This window comes from Saccharopolyspora antibiotica (assembly GCF_047200635.1).
In the GTDB taxonomy this organism is placed as follows: domain Bacteria; phylum Actinomycetota; class Actinomycetes; order Mycobacteriales; family Pseudonocardiaceae; genus Saccharopolyspora_C.
Genome location: NZ_JBJZOI010000030.1, coordinates 1 through 19,117 on the forward strand (window position 1 = coordinate 1; position 19,117 = coordinate 19,117).

A 19,117-nucleotide genomic window follows, 5' to 3' on the forward strand; every position below is an offset into this window, starting at 1 on the left:
CCCCTCTCCTTCTCTTTTTTTCCTCCCCCCCCCCCAGCAGCCGGTGGCTCGTGGTCTCACTCCTCCCGGGCGGGTCGCGCCTCGGGCGGCAGGACACCCCAGTCGATGAGCTGTTCGGTGAGCTCGCCGGGGGTCATGTCGTAGATGATGGCGAGGGATCGCAGGTCCTCGGTCCGGATGGACAGCACCTTGCCGTTGTAGTCGCCGCGCTGGCTCTGGATGGTCGCCGCGTACCGCGCGAGAGGCCCGACCTTCTCGGCGGGCAACTGCTGCAACCGCTCCAGGTTGATCACGACCTTGGTGGCCGGTTCGGCGCCGGAGGGCACCCGCCCTTCCGGGAGTAGCTCCGCGACCGGAACACCGTAGAAGTCGGCCAGTTCGGCGAGCTTCTGCACGGTGACCGCTCGGTCGCCACGTTCATAGGACCCGACGACCACGGCCTTCCACCGCCCGCCTGACTTCTGCTCGACGCCGTGCAGCGAGAGACCCTGCTGCTGGCGGATAGCGCGGAGCTTGCCGCCCAGCGCCTTGGCGTAGTCGCCCATGTGGCGTTTCTCCGTTTCATTCGCCCCGTCAGCCTAGATCGGTTGCCGGGGAGGAAAGCTCAGATTGATACGGAGAGTAATGTTCGCTCGCAAGTGTCACTAGGTCAAGTTGGTCTTCGTGTGGCGCTGGGGCGAGTACTCACACACCACCCGGACGATTGACCTGGTGACGCTGATAGCGTACAAGGCGAGCACGGCTCGTCCGCGTGGGCGTGTCGATGTTCGCACCGGAGGGCGGGTGCACGCGCACCGCGTCCACTGGGGAATCAACCATCCTTTAAGGACCCGTCCAGTGAGGCGGGGAAGGAGGCACACCCGTGGCGTCACGCCGGCAGGCGGGCGCGACGGATCCGGCCGGGCAGCGGGAGCTGCTCTCGGCCGGTGACGTTGCGCGCACGATCGCCCGCATCGCTCATCAGATCATCGAGAAGACGGCCCTGGACACGGCCGTGCGGGACGATCCGCGAGTGGTGCTGCTGGGAGTGCCCACCCGGGGCGTGCCGCTGGCCCGCCGCCTGGCGGACCGGATCGCCGAGTTCAGCGGTGTCGAGGTCCCCTCCGGCACGCTGGACATCACGCTCTACCGCGATGACCTGAGGAAACGTCCCAACCGGCCGCTGGAGCCGAGCAGCCTGCCGCCGGGCGGCGTCGACGGCGCGCTGGTCGTCCTCGTCGACGACGTGCTGTTCTCCGGCCGCACCGTGCGCGCCGCCCTGGACGCCCTCCGGGACCAGGGCAGGCCGAGCGCGGTGCAGCTGGCGGTCCTGGTCGACCGCGGGCACCGGGAGCTGCCGATCCGCGCGGACTACGTCGGCAAGAACGTGCCGACGTCTCGCGGCGAGGAGGTCGCGGTCCGGTTCGCGGAGGTCGACGAGGTGGACTCGGTGGTCATCCGGCGCAGCGCGGAGGTGCGGTGATGCGGCACCTGCTGTCCACCGAAGGCCTGGACGCGGCGACCGCCACGGCGGTCCTGGACACCGCGGGCACGCTCAAGCAGACGCTGCTGGGGCGCGAGGTGCGCAAGCTGCCGACGCTGCGCGGGCGCACCGTGATGACGATGTTCTACGAGAACTCCACCCGGACCCGGGTGTCGTTCGAGGTCGCGGGCAAGTGGATGAGCGCCGACGTGATCAACGTGTCGGCCTCGGCCTCCTCGGTCGGCAAGGGCGAGTCGCTGCGGGACACCGCGCTGACCCTCTCGGCGGCGGGCGCGGACTGCGTGATCGTGCGCCATCCGGCCTCGGGCGCGGCGCACCGGCTCGCGGGCTGGCTGGACGAGGCGGGCACCCAGGTGGTCAACGCGGGCGACGGGATGCACGAGCACCCCACGCAGGCGCTGCTGGACGCGGCGACGCTGCGGGAGCGCCTCGGCGAGCTCGCGGGGCGGCGGATCGCGATCGTCGGCGACCTGCTGCACAGCAGGGTGGCGCGCTCGAACGTCCACCTGCTGCGCACCCTCGGCGTCGACGTGGTCCTGGTGGCGCCGCCGACGCTGGTGCCGCACGGCATCGGGCACTGGGGCGCGGAGGTCGTGCACGAGCTGGACCCGGTGCTGCCAGGCCTGGACGCGGTGATGCTGCTGCGGGTGCAGGCCGAGCGGATGCACGGCGGGTTCTTCCCCTCGGCGCGGGAGTACTCGATCGCCTACGGGCTCAACGAGCGGCGGCTCGCGCTGCTGCCGGAGCACGCGGTGGTGCTGCACCCGGGCCCGATGCTGCGCGGCATGGAGATCGCGCCGGCGGTGGCCGACTCGCCCCGCGCGGCCATCACCGAGCAGGTCCGCAACGGGGTCCACGTGCGCATGGCGGTGCTGTACCACCTGCTGGCCGGAGAGGAGATCGCGGCATGAGCCGGGTCCTGATCGAGGAAGTCCGCCCCTACGGCGACGGTGAACCGGTGGACGTGCTGGTCGACGGCGGGGTCATCGCCGAGATCGGCGCGGACCTGGACGCCGAGGCCGACGAGGTCGTGCCGGGCGGGGGCGGGGTGCTGCTGCCCGGGTTCGTGGACCTGCACACCCACCTGCGCGAGCCCGGCCGCGAGGACACCGAGACGGTGGAGACCGGGTCGGTCGCCGCGGCCCTGGGCGGCTACACGGCGGTGTTCGCGATGGCCAACACCGACCCGGTGGCGGACAACGCGGTGATCGTGGAGCACGTGTGGCGGCGCGGTCGCGAGATCGGCCTGGTGGACGTGCACCCGGTGGGCGCGGTGACGGTCGGCCTCGGCGGCGAGCAGCTGGCGGAGCTGGGCACGATGGCCCGCTCGGCGGCCGGGGTGCGGATGTTCTCCGACGACGGCAAGTGCGTGCACGACCCGCTGGTGATGCGCCGCGCGTTGGAGTACGCGAAGGCGCTGGGCGTGGTGGTGGCCCAGCACGCGGAGGAGCCGCGGCTCACGGTCGGCGCGCAGGCCCACGAGGGCGCGAACGCGGCCCGGCTCGGCCTCGCGGGCTGGCCCGCCCCGGCCGAGGAGTCGATCGTGGCCCGGGACTGCCTGCTGGCCGGGCACACCGGTGGCACCCTGCACGTCTGCCACGTCTCGACGGCGGGCACGGCGGAGATCCTGCGCTGGTGGAAGTCGCGGGAGTCGGCGGGTTCGGTCTCGGCGGAGGTCACGCCGCACCACCTGCTGCTCACCGACGACCTGCTGGCCGGCTACGACCCGGTGCACAAGGTCAACCCGCCGCTGCGCACGGACGCCGACGTGCTGGCGCTGCGGCAGGCGCTGGCCGACGGCACGGTCGACTGCGTGGCCACCGACCACGCCCCGCACGCCGCCCAGGACAAGGACTGCGAGTGGTCGGCGGCCAAGCCCGGGATGCTCGGCTTGCAGACGGCCCTCGGCGTGCTGGTGCGCACCATGGTCGAGCCGGGGTTGCTGGACTGGCGCGGCGTGGCCCGGGTGCTCAGCGAGCGCCCCGCCGCGATCGCGGGCCTGCCCGACCAGGGCCGCCCGATCGCGGTGGGCGAGCCGGCGAACCTGGCGCTGGTGGACCCGGCGGCGCGGTGGACGGTGCGCGGTGCGGAGCTGGCGAGCATCTCGGCGAACACCCCGTTCGAGGGGATGGAGCTTCCGGGCCGGGTGCGCGCGACGGTGCTGCGCGGCCGGGTCACGGCGCACGAGGGCGAGGTGCGGCGCTGATGGGGCGGACGTTGTGGGTGCTGGCGCTGCTGGTGCTGCTGGTGCTGGTGTTCTTCGCCATGCGCCGCGGCTGGCTGAACCGCAAGCGGCGCCAGGAAGCGGAGCTCGCGGAGTTCCCGCAGGTCCCGGAGGGCGTGGCCGAGCTGCCGGAGCTGCTGGCCGACGCCACCGGTTTCTACGTGGGCAGCACCAGGGCGGGCGACTGGCAGGACCGGATCGCGGTCGGTGACATCGGGCACCGGGCGAACGCGGTGGCGAGGCTGCGCGGTTCCGGGCTGCTGCTGGAGCGGACCGGTGCGAGTCCGATCTGGATCCCCGGGGAGTCCGTGCTGGACGCCCGGGTGGATCACAAGCTGGCGAACAAGGTCGTTCCCGGTGCGGGGATGCTGGTGGTGACCTGGCGGTTGGGGGACCAGGACATCGACACCGGCTTCCGCGCGGATGACAAGTCCGCTCAGGACGAGTGGGCGAACGCGGTGCGGGCGCTGGCGCCTGCCGCAGGACGTGATGACAACCCGGAGGGACAGGCATGACCGCGCACATCCCGGCGGCTTTGGTGCTCGAGGACGGGCGGATCTTCCGCGGTGCCGCCTACGGGCAGGAGGGCCGCACGTTCGGTGAGGCGGTGTTCTCCACCGCCATGACCGGCTATCAGGAGACGCTGACCGACCCGTCGTACCACCGGCAGATCGTGGTGCAGACGGCGCCGCAGATCGGCAACACCGGTTGGAACGACGAGGACGACGAGTCGGCCCGGATCTGGGTTTCCGGTTACGCGGTGCGGGACCCCGCCCGGGCGCCCTCGAACTGGCGCTCGCGGCGCTCGCTGGACGCGGAGCTCCGCGAGCAGGGCGTGGTGGGCATCGCGGGACTGGACACCCGGACGGTGACCCGGCACCTGCGGGAGCGCGGCGCGATGCGCGCGGGGATCTTCTCCGGTGCGGCGCTGGGCTCGGACGAGGAGCTGGTCGCGCAGGTCGCTTCCTCGGACCGGATGGCGGGCGCCGATCTGGCCGGTGACGTGACCACGGCCGAGCCGTACGTGGTCGCGGCGCAGGGCGAGAAGCGGTTCACCGTCGCCGCGCTGGACCTGGGCATCAAGTCGAACACGCCGCGGATGATGGCCCAGCGCGGCATCGAGGTGCACGTGCTCCCGCTGTCGTCCACCGCGGACGACCTGCTGGCGGTGAACCCGGACGGGGTGTTCCTGTCCAACGGCCCCGGCGACCCGGCGACCGCCGAGCACGCCGTGGCGCTCACCCGCGAGGTGTTGTCCCGGAAGCTGCCGCTGTTCGGGATCTGCTTCGGCAACCAGCTGCTGGGCCGGGCGCTCGGCCGCGGTACCTACAAGATGCGCTACGGGCACCGGGGCATCAACATCCCGGTGATCGACGTGGACACCGGCAAGGTCGCGATCACCGCGCAGAACCACGGTTTCGCCGTCGAGGGCGAGCCGGGCGAGCGGTTCGACACCGACTTCGGCGCCGCGAAGATCAGCCACTACTGCCCGAACGACGGCACCGTCGAGGGCCTTCGGCTGCTCGACGGCCCCGCGTTCAGCGTCCAGTACCACCCGGAGGCGGCGGCCGGACCGCACGACGCCGCACCCCTGTTCGACGAGTTCACCAGCATGATGAGCGAGGCCCGCTGATGGCGAAGCGCACTGATATCAAGCATGTGATGGTGATCGGCTCGGGGCCGATCGTCATCGGCCAGGCCTGCGAGTTCGACTACTCGGGCACCCAGGCCTGCCGGGTGCTGCGGGAGGAGGGGCTGCGGGTCAGCCTGGTCAACTCCAACCCCGCGACGATCATGACGGACCCGGAGTTCGCCGACGCGACCTACGTGGAGCCGATCACCCCGGAGTTCGTGGAGAAGGTCATCGCGGCCGAGCGGCCGGACGCCCTGCTGGCGACCCTCGGCGGGCAGACCGCGCTGAACACCGCGATGGCGCTGGACGAGCGCGGCGTGCTGGAGAAGTACGGCGTGGAGCTGATCGGCGCCGACGTCGAGGCGATCCAGCGCGGCGAGGACCGGCAGCGGTTCAAGGACATCGTCCGCTCGATCGGCGGCGAGGTCCCGGAGAGCTCGGTGTGCAAGTCGATGGACGAGGTCCGCGACTTCGTCGACCAGCACTCGCTGCCCGTCGTCATCCGCCCCAGCTTCACGATGGGCGGGCTGGGCTCCGGCATGGCGCACACCCACGAGGACCTGGAGCGGATGGCCTCGCTGGGCCTGACCGAGTCCCCGGTGCACGAGGTGCTCATCGAGGAGAGCGTGCTCGGGTGGAAGGAGTACGAGCTGGAGCTGATGCGCGACCACGCGGACAACGTGGTGATCATCTGCTCCATCGAGAACATCGACCCGATGGGCGTGCACACCGGTGACTCGGTGACGGTGGCCCCGGCGATGACGCTGACCGACCGCGAGTACCAGCACATGCGCAACGTCGGCATCGACGTGCTGCGCGAGGTCGGGGTGGACACCGGCGGCTGCAACATCCAGTTCGCGATCCACCCGGAGACCGGGCGGATGGTCGTGATCGAGATGAACCCGCGGGTGTCGCGCTCCTCGGCGCTGGCGTCGAAGGCGACCGGTTTCCCCATCGCGAAGATCGCGGCGAAGCTGGCGATCGGCTACACCCTCGACGAGATCCGCAACGACATCACCGGCGAGACCCCGGCGAGCTTCGAGCCGACGCTGGACTACGTGGTCGTCAAGGTGCCGAGGTTCGCCTTCGAGAAGTTCCCGGGCGCCGACCCGCTGCTGACGACGACGATGAAGAGCGTCGGCGAGGCGATGTCGCTGGGCCGCTCCTTCCAGGAGGCGCTGGGCAAGGCGCTGCGCTCGATGGAGACCTCGCGGATCGGCTTCTGGACGAAGGGCGACCCGGAGGGCGCGACCCTGGAGTCCACCCTGGACGCGCTGCGCACCCCGCACGACGGGAGGCTCTACACCGTCGAGCGCGCGCTGCGGCTGGGCGCGACGGTGGCGCAGGTGCACGAGGCCTCGGGCATCGACCCGTGGTTCGTGGACCAGGTCGCCGCGCTGGTGGAGCTGCGCGCCGAGCTGATCGAGGCTCCGGTGCTGGACGCGGACCTGCTGCGGCTGGCGAAGCGCTCCGGTCTGTCGGACCGGCAGCTCGCCGCGCTGCGCCCGGAACTGTCCGATGAGGACGGTGTGCGTTCGCTGCGGCACCGGCTCGGGGTGCGGCCGGTCTACAAGACGGTGGACACCTGCGCGGCCGAGTTCGCCGCCCGCACGCCGTACCACTACTCGGCCTACGAGCTCGACCCCGCCGCCGAGTCGGAGGTCACCGAGCAGCGCGAGAAGCCGAAGGTGATCATCCTCGGCTCGGGGCCGAACCGGATCGGGCAGGGCATCGAGTTCGACTACTCCTGCGTGCACGCGGCGACCTCGCTGCGCGAGGCCGGGTTCGAGACCGTGATGGTCAACTGCAACCCGGAGACGGTGTCCACCGACTACGACACCGCGGACCGGCTGTACTTCGAGCCGCTGACCTTCGAGGACGTGCTGGAGGTCGTCGATTCCGAGCGGGCCTCCGGCGAGGTCGCCGGGGTGATCGTGCAGCTGGGCGGGCAGACCCCGCTGGGCCTGGCGCAGCGGCTCGCGGACGCGGGGGTGCCGATCGTGGGCACCCCGCCGGAAGCGATCCACCTCGCGGAGGAGCGCGGTGCGTTCGGCGACGTGCTGCGCAAGGCCGGGCTGCCCGCGCCGAAGTACGGCATGGCGACCTCGTTCGACGCCGCCAGGCGGATCGCCGACGAGATCGGCTACCCGGTGCTGGTGCGCCCCTCCTACGTCCTCGGCGGCCGGGGCATGGAGATCGTCTACGACGAGGCCTCGCTGGAGAACTACATCAACCGGGCCACCGAGGTCACCCCGGAACACCCGGTGCTGGTGGACAACTTCCTCGACGACGCCATCGAGATCGACGTGGACGCGCTCTGCGACGGCGAGGACGTGTACCTCGGCGGCGTGATGGAGCACATCGAGGAGGCGGGGATCCACTCCGGCGACTCGGCCTGCGCCCTGCCGCCGATCACGCTGGGCCGCCAGGACATCGAGAAGGTCCGCGAGTCCACCAAGGCCATCGCGCACGGCATCGGGGTGCGCGGGCTGCTCAACGTGCAGTACGCGCTCAAGGACGACGTGCTCTACGTGCTGGAGGCCAACCCGCGCGCCTCCCGCACCGTGCCGTTCGTCTCGAAGGCCACCGCCGCCCCGCTGGCCAAGGCCGCCTCCCGGATCATGCTCGGCGCCACCATCGGCGACCTGCGCTCCGAGGGGATCCTGCCGACCACCGGTGACGGCGCGGACCTGCCGATCGACGCCCCGGTCGCGGTCAAGGAGGCGGTCCTGCCGTTCCACCGCTTCCGCACGCCCGAGGGCCACGGCGTCGACTCGCTGCTGGGGCCGGAGATGAAGTCCACCGGTGAGGTGATGGGCATCGACGTCTCCTTCGGGCAGGCGTTCGCCAAGTCCCAGTCCGCCGCCTACGGCTCGCTGCCCACCTCGGGCACCGTGTTCGTCTCGGTGGCGAACAAGGACAAGCGGGCCCTGGTGTTCCCGGTGAAGCGCCTCGCCGATCTCGGCTTCGAGATCCTGGCGACCTCCGGCACCACGGAGGTGCTGCGCCGCAACGGGATCCCCGCCACGGAGGTGCGCAAGCACAACGAGAAGGGCGAGGACCGCGACGTCATCGACCTGATCCGCGCCGGTGAGATCGACATGGTCGTGAACACCCCGTACGGCAACCCGGGCCCGCGCGTCGACGGGTACGAGATCCGCACCGCCGCCGTGTCCCGCGACATCCCCTGCATCACCACGGTGCAGGGCGCGGCGGCGGCCGTGCAGGGCATCGAGGCGGCGCTCAAGGGCGAGATCGGCGTGCGCCCGCTGCAGGCGCTGCAGGCGGCGCTGCGCGAGGGCGGCGGGCTCCGATGACGGCGGTCCGCGCGGGCTTCGGCAAGCGGCTGGCCGACGTGGTCGCCGCGCGCGGCGCGCTGTGCGTCGGGATCGACCCGCATCCGGCCCTGCTGCACGCCTGGGGCCTGGAGGAGAGCCCGGCCGCGCTGGAGCGGTTCGCGCTGACGGCGGTGGAGGCGCTGGCCGGTGAGGTCGCCGTGCTCAAGCCGCAGTCGGCGTTCTTCGAGGTCTACGGATCGGCGGGCGTGGCGGTGCTGGAGAAGGTCGTCGCGGCCTCCCGCGAGGCCGGGGCGCTGGTGCTGCTGGACGTCAAGCGCGGCGACATCGGCTCGACGATGGCGGCCTACGCCAACGCCTACCTCGACGAGCACTCGCCGCTGGCGGCGGACGCCATCACCGTCTCGCCGTACCTCGGGTTCGGCTCGCTGGCCCCGGCGCTGGGGATCGCGGAGCAGACCGGCCGCGGCGTGTTCGTGCTCGCCCGCACCTCCAACCCGGAGGGCGTGGCGCTGCAGCGCGCCACGACCGAGGACGGCCGCGCGGTCAGCCAGTCCATCGTGGACGCGGCGGCGGAGAACAACGCCGGGGCGGAGCCCGGCGGGCACGTCGGCGTCGTCGCCGGGGCGACGATCAAGCCGGGGGAGCTGGACTTCTCCCGGCTCAACGGGCCGATCCTGGCGCCGGGCCTCGGCGCCCAGGGCGCGACGGTGCAGGACCTGCGCGCCACCTTCGGCGCGGCCCTGCCCTCGGTGCTGCCCGCCACGGCGCGCGACGTCCTCCGCCACGGCCCGTCGGTCCCGCAGCTGCGGCTGGCGGCCCAGCGGGTCCGCGACGAGCTGGGCGCGCTGCTGGAGTCGTAGTTCAGGCGGGGAACGGCCCCTCCACCCCGTCTCGTCGGGTGGAGGGGCCGTTCACGTCACTTCGGGAAGTGCTCCTCGGCGGAGGGGATGGTCCCGGCGAGGCGGTGCGAGGTGTCGTAGTAGTCGCCCTCGGCGTAGTTCTGCTCGTGGTACTGCTGGGCGCCGACGGCGCCGCGCGCGGCCTGGCTCTCGGCGGTGCGGACGTCGGAGATCGTTTCGGCGGTCTCGCGGGCGGCGGCGCCGTCGATGCCGCCGCCCTCCCGCCACAGCGTCGCCGCGTCCACGCCCCGCTGCGTGCCGCGCTGCGCGGCCTGCCCGAGGTCCCCGGCGTCGTCCACCAGACCGAGCCCCCGGCCGCCGAGCTGGTCGGCGCCCTTGCCGAGGCCCGTCGCCGCGTCCGCGGTGCGCGCCCCGGCGCTGCCCAGCGCGTCGCCGCCCCGGCCGACCGCGCTCGCGGTGGAGCCGAGAGCGTCCGAGGCGCGGGAGGTGGCCTGCCCGGCGGCGGTCGCCGCCCCGCCCAGCCCGGGTGAGGTGGGGAACACCTGCGCCCCACCGGTGGTGAGCTTGGCGCCGACCTTCGCGCTGGCCTCGGCCATGTCGTCCAGCGCCTTCGCCAGGTGCGTCCCGGCCTTGCCGAGCTTGCCCAGCAGCTCGCTGACCTTCGTCGCGATCTTCGACAGGGTCATCCCGACCCGCCCGGCCGCGTAACCGAGGTAACCGGCCACGGTCGCCCCGAAGCTGACCACGGACCCGGCCAGCGCGGCCAGCGCGCCCTTGATGAGCTCGGCGACCACGGCGGCGACGATGTCGCGGATCAGGCCGCGGCAGGTGGCGACCATGGTGCCCGCGGTCGCGATCGCGGCGGAGGCGGTCCCGGCGCTCACCGACATGGCCTCCACGCCCTCGGCGAGCTCGGCGGACCGCTGCACGTAGGCGTCGCAGGCCTTGCCCTGCCACTCGGCGGTGTGCGCCTGGACCTGGCCGGGGATCTCCCCGGCGAGCTTCTCCAGCTCGGCCTTGACCTCCTGCCAGGTGTCGGCGCCCGCCTTGATGGCGTTCGGGTCGCCCGCGAGGAAGTCGAGCGCCTCGCGCAGCGGGGCCAGGTGCTCCATCAGCCACCCGACGCCGGCGGCCAGCGCGGAGCCGACCGGGTCGATGGCGGTGATCAGCGCGTCGAGCGCGAGCACCCCGCCGCTGGCGGCGAACTCGCCCCAGTCCTCGTTGTTGAACGCGGACCAGGTGGCCCGCGCCGAGTCCACGATCCCGGCGCCCGCGGTGTGCGCCCCGGATTCGACGGCCTGGCCGTCGACGTCGACGAGCACGTCCGTCATATCCGCACCTGCCCGAGGCAGGTCGCGTTGTGCACGTCGACGTCCTGGTAGTCCTGCGCCGCCGCGTCGACCCGCTCACCGAGGTCGCGGGTGAGCTCGGAGAACCGCTCGATCTCCTGCGCCGCCTGCTGCGAGGTCTGCCGGGCCTGCCCGGCGAAGACCTGGCCCACCAGGCCGAAGCTGTCGACGCCGAACGACACCCCGCCGCCCTTCTGCCCCGCGGCCGCGATGTCGTCGGCGAGTCCGGTGAGCCACTGCGAGTGCGTGGTCAACCGGCTCGGTATCACGTTGAACATGGAAGTGCGCTCCCCAGTGCTCACCGCAGGTAGGTCTGCGGCGGTTCGTCCTCGTCGAAGTCCGGATCGTCGTTCCGACGCCCGGCGCCGTCCTCGGGTTCCGCCGGGAGCTGAGTTCGCAGGAATTCCATCGCCGACGGGCCCGCGAACGGTTCCACCGTCCGCGCGACCTGGTGCGCGACTGAGCTCTGGGCCTGCGCGGCGAGCCGCAGGACGACCTCCCGCAGCTCGGACGGGCCGCGCTGCATCGAGCTCCGGTCGAACTGCAGGTCCTGGAGGGCCCCGTTGGAGCCCACGGTGACCGAGACCCCGCCTTCGGTGGCGGTCTCGGTGAGGGCGCCGAGCCGTTCCTGCAACTGCTGGGACTGGCGCACCATCTCGTCGGCGCGGCCCTGCAGGGACGCGAGGAACTGCTGCGGTGATTGTTCGGTCATGCGGTGGAACCCCCGGTGTCGTGCGTGCTGCGGCGCCGAGCGCGCCTCGCGCCGGGTCGGGTGCGACCAGCGGCACCCCGATCGACGATCGCGGCGCCGCCGCGGTTCCGCGCGTCCGGCGGAGGCCGGATCTCCGGATCTCCGGAGCGACCCGCCGACGCGAGCGCCCCCAGCGCTCAGGCCCATCCAACATCGCGCCGCCGGTCCAGGTCAACGCGGGGCCGCGCGGGGGCCGAGCTCCGGGGTGACCGGCCCGTCGGCCCCGTCGAACCGGGGTGGACGGGCCGGTCGTCTTCGCGGGGGAGCGGTCAGCGAGCGCAGAGGGCGTCGATGATCTCCTCCGCGTCGGCCTGGAAGGCCATGTCGAGGAAGTACAGCTTGTCGGAGACCTCGCCCAGCTGCTCCCGCCGGACGGTGATCTCCACGTCTCCCTGAGCCAGCGCGATGCGGCCCGCCCGCAGCGCGATCGTGATGCTCCCGGCCTCCGCCGCTGCCGGGATCTCCCACGTGGTGTCGGTCATGCCTGCCTCCCCGATGCTCGGATCTCGTTGGTGTGCGAGGAACTCTGCGGAGTTGCCAGGGCGGCCAGCAATGATTCTTCCGGGTGATCGCCCTGGCTTGCCACGGCGGCAACTCGGCACGCTGTTCCCACGGATCGAGGGGGCAGGATGAGCGGCGGCAGGGCAGTTCCGGTCAGGGCGCGCCGAGTCGCGAGCCGATTGCGGGATCTCCGATTGCGCAGCGGGAGCACCGCCTCGGAGGTGGCGCGAGCGCTGGGCATCTCGCCGACCAAGCTCAGCCGGATGGAATCCGCGCAGCGCGGCCTGAAATCCGATGACGTCGCGGCGTTGTTGGGTTTCTACCGCGTGCCCGCCCGCGAGCGGCAAGACGTCCTCAACCTGGTGCGCAACGCGATGAGCCCGAATTGGTGGACCATTCCCCACTCATCGTTGGAGCAGACGTGGGCGGACTTCACCTCCTTCGAGGCCGAGGCGACCGCGCTGCGCAGCTACGAGACGATGCTCGTCCCGGGATTGCTCCAGTCCCCGGGGTACGTGGCGGCGGTGGCGCAGGTGTTGCCGGGTCGCCCCGACGAGGTGCTCCTGAGGAGGCTGCTCGATCAGCGCGTCGCACGACAGACCCTGCTGCACAGTTCGCGCCGGTTCGAGTTCCTCATCGAGCAGACCGTGCTGGAACGGCTGGTCGGCAGCGCGGCGGTGATGCACCAGCAGCTCCAGCGCGTCGCCGCCGTCGCGCACCGGGCGAACGTGAGCGTGCAGGTCTTGCCGCTCTCTGCGGGAGCGCACGCCGGGCTCGACGGCCCTTTCCTGTACCTGGAATTCGCCGAACACGCCGACCTGGTGCTCGGGGAGACCGTGGGCTGTCTGTCTTATGTCGAAGAGGAACCGGTCGTCGCGGAGCGCAGGGAAGTGCTCCGCTCGCTTCGCGAGTCCGCGCTCTCCCCGGTCGAATCGATCGACCTGGTTCAGCACCTCGCCGATGACTGGCATCGGCGCGCATCAGAATGAGGTGAGCTCAGTGCAGCACGAGGAATTCGGGGCGCTCGCGTGGCGCAAGAGCAGTTACAGCAGCTCGGTGGAGAAGTGCGTGGAGGTCGCCCGCTTCGAGCACGCCGTTGCGGCCCGCGATTCCAAGGATCCCGGCGGCGGCGTCCTCGTCGTCAGCGCCGCGTCGTGGAACTCGTTCCTCCGCGGCATCAGCGCGGGCCGCTTCGACGGGTGAGCTCAGGACGCGCCCACCAGGTAGGTGACCAGCGACGCGACGAGCATGAGTGCCGTCAGGCCGAGCAGGACCCAGGTCGTGCGGCGGAGCCACCCGGCGATGGCGAGCAGCACGAGCGCCAGGCCGATCAGCCACGGCACGATCCACAGCCCGAAGAACAGGCCGATCAACTGCGAGTCGGTGACACCGGGGCCGGTGTCGTGCGGATCGAAGCCGCTCCCCGTGGCCCCCAGGTACGAGAACCAGCCGACCAGGCCGCACGCCATGACCACGCCACCGATCGCGGTTCCGGCGATCCGCAGCGGCACCAGGCCGACTCCGCGCTGGGGCGGGTTCGCGGTCGGCATCACGGAGCTCCTGTTCGTCCGCCGACGGTGCCCGTCATGATGCGGGCCATGCTCTCACGGGAGGGCCCCTCGGCCCAGTAATCGTTGTGGCCGCTGCCGGGCGCGTTCGGCATGATCCGCCCGCCGAAGGCGGGATCGGTGGGGTCGACGCCGTACCGGGCGTGATCGGTGCCGCCGAACACCGTGGGCCCCCAGTCGAGCGGGTTGAGGGACGGGGTCCCGTCGATCGGATCCTCGTCGGACTTGGCGGCCCAGACGTGCTCACCGGGAACTCCGAGCTCGGTGGCGTGGTCCACGCCGACCCCGGGGCTGCCGAGGAACACGAGCTCGTCCGCGTGCGCCCCGCCGTGCGCCGCCGTCGTCCCGGTGACCGTCGACCCGTAGCTGTGCCCGGCCAGCGTGTTGTGCGACGGCGGCCCTTCGTGGGTGACCCGCAGGCCCTCCTGGAACCGGGACAGGTCGGCGTGCGCGTCCGCGGCGTAACCGCCGAACGCCGCTGCCGCCAGGTGGTCGGGCGACTGGTAGGCGGTCCAGGTGATCACGGCGTTCCTCCCGCCGGAGAGCTCGTTCGCCCGGTGGAGCACGTCGTCGTTGAGCGCGACGTACTCCGCCGCGTTGCCGAGATCGCTGAACGTGCCGGGAACCGAGGTCATCGTGTGCTCGGCCAGGTCCGGGTTCCCGTGCGCGACGATCACCTGCCCGCGGTGCCCGGCCGTCGAATCGAGGCCCAGCAGGTAGTAGCCGGTCGTCTCGGCCGAGGGACCGAGCGCGGCCTGGAGCGCGTCCATGCCCCGGAGCGCTTCCCCCAGCTCCTTGATCTCCGAGCCCCGCGCGGTGTCGCTGCGCCCGTGCCGGGCGAAGTCCTCGCGCAGCCGGGTGCGCGCCGCGTCGAGCTCGGTGACCACGGCGCGCCGCTGCGCGGCGAAGACGGATCGGTTGGCCCGATCCCGTGCCGCGGCCGGAACTCCGTCGGTGCCGCCGACCAGCCGGGGGAACCGGTCCGCCAACTCGTCCCGCTGCGCGCCGGTCAGCGCGCTCCACACGCCGTGCACGGCGGCCGGGCCGGTGGCCGCGGCTTTCTCGATCATGGTCCGGGTGGCGCTGAGCGCCCGGTCGTCCATCCTCGCCGCCGCCGCGGCGAGGGACGCCGCCGCCGGGCTGGTCGCGCTGGCGGCGGCGCGTTCCCAGCCGCCGGCCCGCTCCAGGAGCTCCAGCCCGGCCGAATTACTCCGCAGCGCGGCGGCGAGGCGTTCGTGCGCGGTCCGTTCGATCACCCGAGCCTGCGCGACGGTCTCCCGCGCTTCGCGGAACGCCGTGCTCTGACGGACGAGCTCGGCGGGAGCCAGCGGCATCGGGCCCGGTTCGAGGATCAGCGTGCGCCCCATCATCGCGAGGCCGCCGCCCACCGCCACCTGCTCGGCCTGCGCCATGCGGATTTCCGCGGTCGTGAGATCGTCCGCGAACGAGATCAGCGCCGCGGAAAGGACGTCGCACAGGTCCGCGAGATCATCGGCGCCGCTGCCGGTGGCGGCGGCTCTCGCGCGGAAAGCGTCGCCCGCGGCACCCTCCCAAGTGGATTCGGAACGACCGCGGACGTGCTGCCAATCCGAGGCGGTCCCGTCCACCCGTTTCGCGAGCCCGGCGATCGCGGCAGCGGTTCTTCGAACTGAGCCGGGATTTCCGGCGATGAAGGTGTTCAGCGGCATCTGCGGTCCCCCGTGCTGTTCAACGCGGTGCTGTGCGGTGAATCTGCTCGGCGTTGCCGGTGTCGATCTCGGTGTAGGTCGCCCTTCCCGCGAGCAGGTCACCGGTCGTGCGCCACGTCTGCTCGGCCAGCCCCGCGGCAGCTCGCACCAGCCCGGCCAGCGTCGCGTTCACCGCGGGTCCGGACGGTCCGGCGTCCGCCTCGGCGGGTGCCTCGAATTCGGCGAGATCGTAGTGGGAGCGTTCGAGTTCGCGAGCCAGCGAGTCGATTTCCCCCGGTTCCACACGGATGTTCACGAGAATCCTCCCATGATCAATGCGCGATGGCTGGGAGCAACTCTAGCGAAGCGGGTTCGCCGCGGGAGGGGTGAAAATACTCGTCACCCGGAAAGCCGAAGATCGATGGTGGATAGCGGGAATTGCTCCGGTTGGGGAAATTGTTAGTCGGTTCGGTGCGCATCGCGCGGGTGCCGCGAAGATCAATCGCGATCCCGTCCGGAACGGCCCGGCTCCGGTCGAACCACCCGCGTTCCGCCGGACGCGCGGTGATCCTCCGGCCGGTGCAGCGGCGGCTTCCTGCATCCCGGTGACGGGCGTTCCGGGGCACCCCGATCGTCGCTAATGTCGGAAATCCGGAGATCGGCGGCGGGAGATGGGGGACGGTGCGCTTTCGGCTGTTGGGTCCGGTCGAATGCCGGGACGCGCGCGACGAGCTCGTGCCGCTGAGCCCCCGCCAGCGGTCGGTGCTCGCCGCGCTGCTGCTGCACGCGGGGCGAGCGGTGCCCACCGGGGTGCTGATCGGGATGGTGTGGGATCGCCCTCCGCGCTCGGCCGCGGCCAACCTGCGAACCCACGTGGTCTCGCTGCGGCGCAGGCTCGGGCATCCGGTGCTCACCCGCCCGGGCGGTTACCTGCTCGCCGTCGCACCTGAGGCGCTGGACGTGCTGCGGTTCCGGGCACTCGCGGCAGCGGGCGAGCGCGCCTCGCGGGAAGGGGACGCGCGGGGGGCCGGGGAGCACTTCGCGGCGGCGCTCGCGCTCTGGAGCGGGACGGCCCTGGAGAACCTGGCCCGCACCACCGCGTTGCAGGCCGAGGCCGACCGGCTCGACGAGGAGCGCCTGCACGTCGTGGAGCGCCACCACGAGATCGCGCTGGCCCTCGGCGCGCACGCGGCGCTGCTGCCGGCGCTGCGCGGGCTGGTCGACGAGCACCCGCTGCGGGAACGGCTGTGGGCGCAGCTGGTGCTCGCGCTCCACCGCGCGGGCAGGACCACCGACGCGCTCGCCGCCTACGCGGAGGTCCGCGGGCTGCTGGCCCGGGAGTGCGGCCTCGATCCGGGCGCCGAGCTGCAGGAGCTGCACCGCCGGGTGCTCGCCGCCGATCCGGGCCTCGCCGCGCCCGCCGCCCCGGAACCGCTGATCCGCGTCCCGGGCGAGCTCCCGCCCGCTCCCGCCGCGTGCACCGCGCGGGACGACGAGCTCGCGCGGCTCGGCGACGGGCTGACCCGGACCCGCGCGCCGGCCGAACCACCCCCGGTGTGGGTGATCAGCGGCGCGGCGGGGACGGGGAAGACGACGCTGGCGGTGCGCGCGGCGCACCTGGTCCGGGAGCACTACCCGGACGGCCAGCTGTTCGCGGTGCTGCACGACGGCCGGGGCGTTCCCGCCGCACCCCGGGACGTGCTGGGGCGGCTGCTGCGCTCGCTCGGCGTTCGGGGCGCGGCCGTCCCGGAGGACCTCGCCGAACGGGCCGCGCTCTACCGGCACCAGCTCGCCGACCGGCGAGTGCTGGTCCTGCTCGACGGCGCGCTGAGCGCCGCGCAGGTCCGGCCGCTGATCCCGGGAACCCCGGGCTCCGCCGTCGTGCTCACCTGCCGCTCGGCGCTGACCGGGCTGGACGCGGTGGCGCACGTGTCGCTGGGCGTGCTCGACGCCGCGGCCGGGACGCGGGTGCTGGAGCGCTGGCTCGGCGCGGAGCGGGTCCGGCTGGAGGCGGGCTCCGCCGCGCGGATCGTGGCGTACTGCGGGGGACTGCCGCTGGCGCTGCGGATCGCCGCCGCGAAGTTGCAGGCCCGCCCGCACTGGCCGCTGGGCGCCCTCGCGGACCGGCTCGCCGACGAGCGCACCCGGCTCACCCACCTGCGCGCGGGCGACCTCGACGTGCGGGCCAGCCTCGCGCTGAGCTACCGGGGACTGGCCCCCGAGGTGCGGCGGTCGTTCCGGTTGCTGTCCGAAGTGGACGTGGAGGAGTTCCCGGCGTGGATCGCGGCACCGCTGCTGGCGGCCGATCCGGCCGAGGCGGAGGAGTGCGTGGAGGCGCTGGCCGAGGCGCGGCTGCTGGAGGCCGGCGGCCGGGACGCCCTCGCGCGGCAGTGGTTCCGGATGCACGACCTGACCCGCGCCTTCGGCCGCGAACTGCCGGAGGACACCGCCCCCGATGCGCTGCGCAGGCTCGTCACCGCGTGGGTGCGACTCGCCGAGCAGCACAACCGGCGGCTGCCGCACCCCGACCTGTGCCCGGACGCGGCTCCCTGCGCGCCGCCGCCCGACGCCGCCCCGGCGTGCGATCCGCTCCGGTGGTTCGACGCGGAGTGGCCGGCGCTGCGCGCGATCCTGGCGCAGGCGGTGGCGCTGGGCCTCGCCGAGCAGGCCTGGCGGCTCGCGGCGGCCTCGGCCGCCTACCAGGACCTGCGCGCCGACTACGAGGACTGGTCCGAGGTCAACCGCCTGGCGCTCGACGCGCTCCGCGCGGACCGCGCCCAACCGCGCGCGGTGCGGACCCGGGCCGAGGCGGTGCTGCGGCAGCAACGCGGCGTGCTGTGCTGCCGCCGCGACGACCTCGATCGCGCGGTGCGCGAGTTCACCGCCGCCCGTCGGCTGTTCACCGACCTCGCCGACGCGGAGGGCGCGGCGTACTGCTGGCACGGCCTCGGGTGGATGGCGGAGTGGCGCGGTCGGCCCGCCGAGGCGCGGCACTGCCACGACCGGGCGATAGCGGGGTTCGGCGGCAGCGGCAACGTGCGCGGGGCCCTCGCCGCGCGCTGCTCGCTGGCCGCGATCGCCCGCCGCTCCGGCGACTTCGAGCAGGCCGTGGAGCACCTCACCGGCGCGATGACCACGGCCCGCGCGCTCGCCGACGACGCCGCCGAGCTCTCGGTGTACCTGGAGCTGGGGCGGGTGGAGCGGGAGCGGGGCGACACCCCGCACGCGGTGCTGCTGCTCCGGCGGAGCCTGGCGCTGGCCGGGCGGCTCGGTGACGTGGACATGGCGGCCAACCTGCGGCTGTTCCTCGCCGAGGCGCACCTGGACGCGGGCGAGCTCGGCGAGGGCGGCTACGAGGTCTGGCAGGCGCTGAGCTCCTTCCAGGAGCGGGCGGACGACGCCGGGACCGCCTGGGCGTACCGGTTGCTCAGCCGCATCGATCGCGCTCGGGGGCGCGTCGCGGCCGCGCTGCGCTTCGCCGAGCGGGCGCTGTCGATCGTGCCGGACCTGCCCGCCGAACGCGCCAGGGCGCAGCGGGAGCTGGCCTGCTGCCTGCTCCTGCTCGGCCGCGCGGAGCGGGCCCGGCGGCACGGGGCCGCGGCGCGGAACTGGTTCGCCGCCGCCGGATTCGCCGTGGAGGCGGAGCGCACCCGCGCCGAGATCGACACCGCCGACTTCTCGGCCTGACCCGGCCGACCGGCCATCCGCTGTCGGCGCCATCCCGGCGCGCCGGAGCTCGGTGGGGCGGCGGGCCTGTGCTCGTCGTGTGCCGGACGTGTGCG

Annotated in this window: 18 protein-coding genes and 1 pseudogene; 10 read left to right on the top strand and 9 right to left on the bottom strand. The window is 73.0% G+C overall.

Annotated features, from left to right (window positions below; translation table 11 throughout):
- Positions 1–56 precede the first annotated feature (56 nt).
- The gene (gene bldD / locus ACL03H_RS21435) at positions 57–545 is read right to left on the bottom strand and encodes a transcriptional regulator BldD (RefSeq protein WP_009943043.1); all 489 of its coding nucleotides are present in this window, start codon (positions 543–545) and stop codon (positions 57–59) included.
- Positions 546–862: 317 nt separating this feature from the next.
- On the opposite strand from bldD, the gene pyrR reads away from it, so the two are divergent.
- From pyrR to pyrF, 7 genes are read left to right on the top strand one after another with little or no spacing between them, the layout of a single operon-like run.
- Positions 863–1,462, top strand: coding sequence for a bifunctional pyr operon transcriptional regulator/uracil phosphoribosyltransferase PyrR (gene pyrR / locus ACL03H_RS21440; RefSeq protein WP_412813091.1), 600 nt, complete (start codon positions 863–865; stop codon positions 1,460–1,462).
- Positions 1,462–2,394, top strand: a complete 933-nt coding sequence (locus tag ACL03H_RS21445; RefSeq protein WP_412813092.1) for an aspartate carbamoyltransferase catalytic subunit — start codon at positions 1,462–1,464, stop codon at positions 2,392–2,394. The genes pyrR and ACL03H_RS21445 overlap by 1 nt, the downstream gene beginning before the upstream one ends.
- Positions 2,391–3,689 carry a dihydroorotase gene (locus ACL03H_RS21450; RefSeq protein WP_412813093.1) on the top strand — a complete coding sequence of 433 codons (1,299 nt, stop codon included), beginning with the start codon at positions 2,391–2,393 and terminating at the stop codon, positions 3,687–3,689. The genes ACL03H_RS21445 and ACL03H_RS21450 overlap by 4 nt, the downstream gene beginning before the upstream one ends.
- Positions 3,689–4,222 carry a PH-like domain-containing protein gene (locus tag ACL03H_RS21455; protein ID WP_412813094.1) on the top strand — a complete coding sequence of 178 codons (534 nt, stop codon included), beginning with the start codon at positions 3,689–3,691 and terminating at the stop codon, positions 4,220–4,222. The genes ACL03H_RS21450 and ACL03H_RS21455 overlap by 1 nt, the downstream gene beginning before the upstream one ends.
- Positions 4,219–5,340, top strand: coding sequence for a glutamine-hydrolyzing carbamoyl-phosphate synthase small subunit (carA, locus tag ACL03H_RS21460; protein WP_412813095.1), 1,122 nt, complete (start codon positions 4,219–4,221; stop codon positions 5,338–5,340). Before ACL03H_RS21455 ends, carA begins: the two co-directional genes overlap by 4 nt.
- Positions 5,340–8,657, top strand: a complete 3,318-nt coding sequence (gene carB, locus ACL03H_RS21465; RefSeq protein ID WP_412813096.1) for a carbamoyl-phosphate synthase large subunit — start codon at positions 5,340–5,342, stop codon at positions 8,655–8,657. The genes carA and carB overlap by 1 nt, the downstream gene beginning before the upstream one ends.
- Complete coding sequence (gene pyrF / locus ACL03H_RS21470) at positions 8,654–9,499, top strand: orotidine-5'-phosphate decarboxylase (protein WP_412813097.1); 846 nt, start codon at positions 8,654–8,656, stop codon at positions 9,497–9,499. Before carB ends, pyrF begins: the two co-directional genes overlap by 4 nt.
- A gap of 56 nt (positions 9,500–9,555) precedes the next feature.
- Here pyrF and ACL03H_RS21475 read toward each other — a convergent pair whose 3' ends face one another.
- The 4 genes from ACL03H_RS21475 to ACL03H_RS21490 all read right to left on the bottom strand — a co-directional run bounded on the left by ACL03H_RS21475 (position 9,556) and on the right by ACL03H_RS21490 (position 12,081).
- A complete protein-coding gene (locus ACL03H_RS21475; protein WP_412813098.1) occupies positions 9,556–10,830 on the bottom strand; it encodes a WXG100 family type VII secretion target in 1,275 nt (424 codons plus the stop codon).
- On the bottom strand, positions 10,827–11,126 hold the full coding sequence (locus ACL03H_RS21480) for a type VII secretion target (RefSeq protein WP_412813099.1): 300 nt from the start codon (positions 11,124–11,126) through the stop codon (positions 10,827–10,829). Before ACL03H_RS21480 ends, ACL03H_RS21475 begins: the two co-directional genes overlap by 4 nt.
- 20 nt (positions 11,127–11,146) lie before the next feature.
- On the bottom strand, positions 11,147–11,560 hold the full coding sequence (locus ACL03H_RS21485; RefSeq protein WP_412813100.1) for a YbaB/EbfC family nucleoid-associated protein: 414 nt from the start codon (positions 11,558–11,560) through the stop codon (positions 11,147–11,149).
- Between the two features lie 308 nt (positions 11,561–11,868).
- Complete coding sequence (locus ACL03H_RS21490) at positions 11,869–12,081, bottom strand: hypothetical protein (RefSeq protein ID WP_412813101.1); 213 nt, start codon at positions 12,079–12,081, stop codon at positions 11,869–11,871.
- Between the two features lie 147 nt (positions 12,082–12,228).
- Here ACL03H_RS21490 and ACL03H_RS21495 point away from each other — a divergent pair, with 147 nt between their 5' ends.
- Complete coding sequence (locus ACL03H_RS21495) at positions 12,229–13,089, top strand: helix-turn-helix domain-containing protein (RefSeq protein ID WP_412813102.1); 861 nt, start codon at positions 12,229–12,231, stop codon at positions 13,087–13,089.
- A 10-nt stretch (positions 13,090–13,099) separates the two neighbouring features.
- Positions 13,100–13,303 (top strand): DUF397 domain-containing protein, encoded by a 204-nt coding sequence (locus ACL03H_RS21500; protein WP_412813103.1) that lies wholly within the window; start codon positions 13,100–13,102, stop codon positions 13,301–13,303.
- Positions 13,304–13,305: 2 nt separating this feature from the next.
- On the opposite strand, the gene ACL03H_RS21505 is transcribed toward ACL03H_RS21500, so the two are convergent.
- The 4 genes and pseudogenes from ACL03H_RS21505 to ACL03H_RS21520 all read right to left on the bottom strand — a co-directional run bounded on the left by ACL03H_RS21505 (position 13,306) and on the right by ACL03H_RS21520 (position 15,651).
- Positions 13,306–13,650 carry a hypothetical protein gene (locus ACL03H_RS21505; RefSeq protein ID WP_412813104.1) on the bottom strand — a complete coding sequence of 115 codons (345 nt, stop codon included), beginning with the start codon at positions 13,648–13,650 and terminating at the stop codon, positions 13,306–13,308.
- Positions 13,650–15,080 carry an alpha/beta hydrolase gene (locus ACL03H_RS21510; RefSeq protein WP_412813143.1) on the bottom strand — a complete coding sequence of 477 codons (1,431 nt, stop codon included), beginning with the start codon at positions 15,078–15,080 and terminating at the stop codon, positions 13,650–13,652. Before ACL03H_RS21510 ends, ACL03H_RS21505 begins: the two co-directional genes overlap by 1 nt.
- Before the next feature lie 18 nt (positions 15,081–15,098).
- Positions 15,099–15,356, bottom strand: a pseudogene (locus ACL03H_RS21515) (WXG100 family type VII secretion target); the annotation flags it as partial.
- A 19-nt stretch (positions 15,357–15,375) separates the two neighbouring features.
- On the bottom strand, positions 15,376–15,651 hold the full coding sequence (locus ACL03H_RS21520; protein ID WP_412813105.1) for a hypothetical protein: 276 nt from the start codon (positions 15,649–15,651) through the stop codon (positions 15,376–15,378).
- Positions 15,652–16,016: 365 nt separating this feature from the next.
- On the opposite strand from ACL03H_RS21520, the gene ACL03H_RS21525 reads away from it, so the two are divergent.
- Positions 16,017–19,022, top strand: a complete 3,006-nt coding sequence (locus tag ACL03H_RS21525) for an AfsR/SARP family transcriptional regulator (RefSeq protein WP_412813106.1) — start codon at positions 16,017–16,019, stop codon at positions 19,020–19,022.
- The last annotated feature ends 95 nt before the right edge of the window (positions 19,023–19,117 follow it).

Coding starts and splice junctions, on each gene's coding strand:
- bldD (WP_009943043.1), bottom strand. CDS start 545: ATGGGCGACTACGCCAAGGCGCTGGGCGGCAAGCTCCGCGCTATCCGC.
- ACL03H_RS21445 (WP_412813092.1), top strand. CDS start 1,462: ATGCGGCACCTGCTGTCCACCGAAGGCCTGGACGCGGCGACCGCCACG.
- ACL03H_RS21450 (WP_412813093.1), top strand. CDS start 2,391: ATGAGCCGGGTCCTGATCGAGGAAGTCCGCCCCTACGGCGACGGTGAA.
- ACL03H_RS21455 (WP_412813094.1), top strand. CDS start 3,689: ATGGGGCGGACGTTGTGGGTGCTGGCGCTGCTGGTGCTGCTGGTGCTG.
- carA (WP_412813095.1), top strand. CDS start 4,219: ATGACCGCGCACATCCCGGCGGCTTTGGTGCTCGAGGACGGGCGGATC.
- carB (WP_412813096.1), top strand. CDS start 5,340: ATGGCGAAGCGCACTGATATCAAGCATGTGATGGTGATCGGCTCGGGG.
- pyrF (WP_412813097.1), top strand. CDS start 8,654: ATGACGGCGGTCCGCGCGGGCTTCGGCAAGCGGCTGGCCGACGTGGTC.
- ACL03H_RS21475 (WP_412813098.1), bottom strand. CDS start 10,830: ATGACGGACGTGCTCGTCGACGTCGACGGCCAGGCCGTCGAATCCGGG.
- ACL03H_RS21480 (WP_412813099.1), bottom strand. CDS start 11,126: ATGTTCAACGTGATACCGAGCCGGTTGACCACGCACTCGCAGTGGCTC.
- ACL03H_RS21485 (WP_412813100.1), bottom strand. CDS start 11,560: ATGACCGAACAATCACCGCAGCAGTTCCTCGCGTCCCTGCAGGGCCGC.
- ACL03H_RS21490 (WP_412813101.1), bottom strand. CDS start 12,081: ATGACCGACACCACGTGGGAGATCCCGGCAGCGGCGGAGGCCGGGAGC.
- ACL03H_RS21495 (WP_412813102.1), top strand. CDS start 12,229: ATGAGCGGCGGCAGGGCAGTTCCGGTCAGGGCGCGCCGAGTCGCGAGC.
- ACL03H_RS21505 (WP_412813104.1), bottom strand. CDS start 13,650: ATGCCGACCGCGAACCCGCCCCAGCGCGGAGTCGGCCTGGTGCCGCTG.
- ACL03H_RS21510 (WP_412813143.1), bottom strand. CDS start 15,080: ATGGCGCAGGCCGAGCAGGTGGCGGTGGGCGGCGGCCTCGCGATGATG.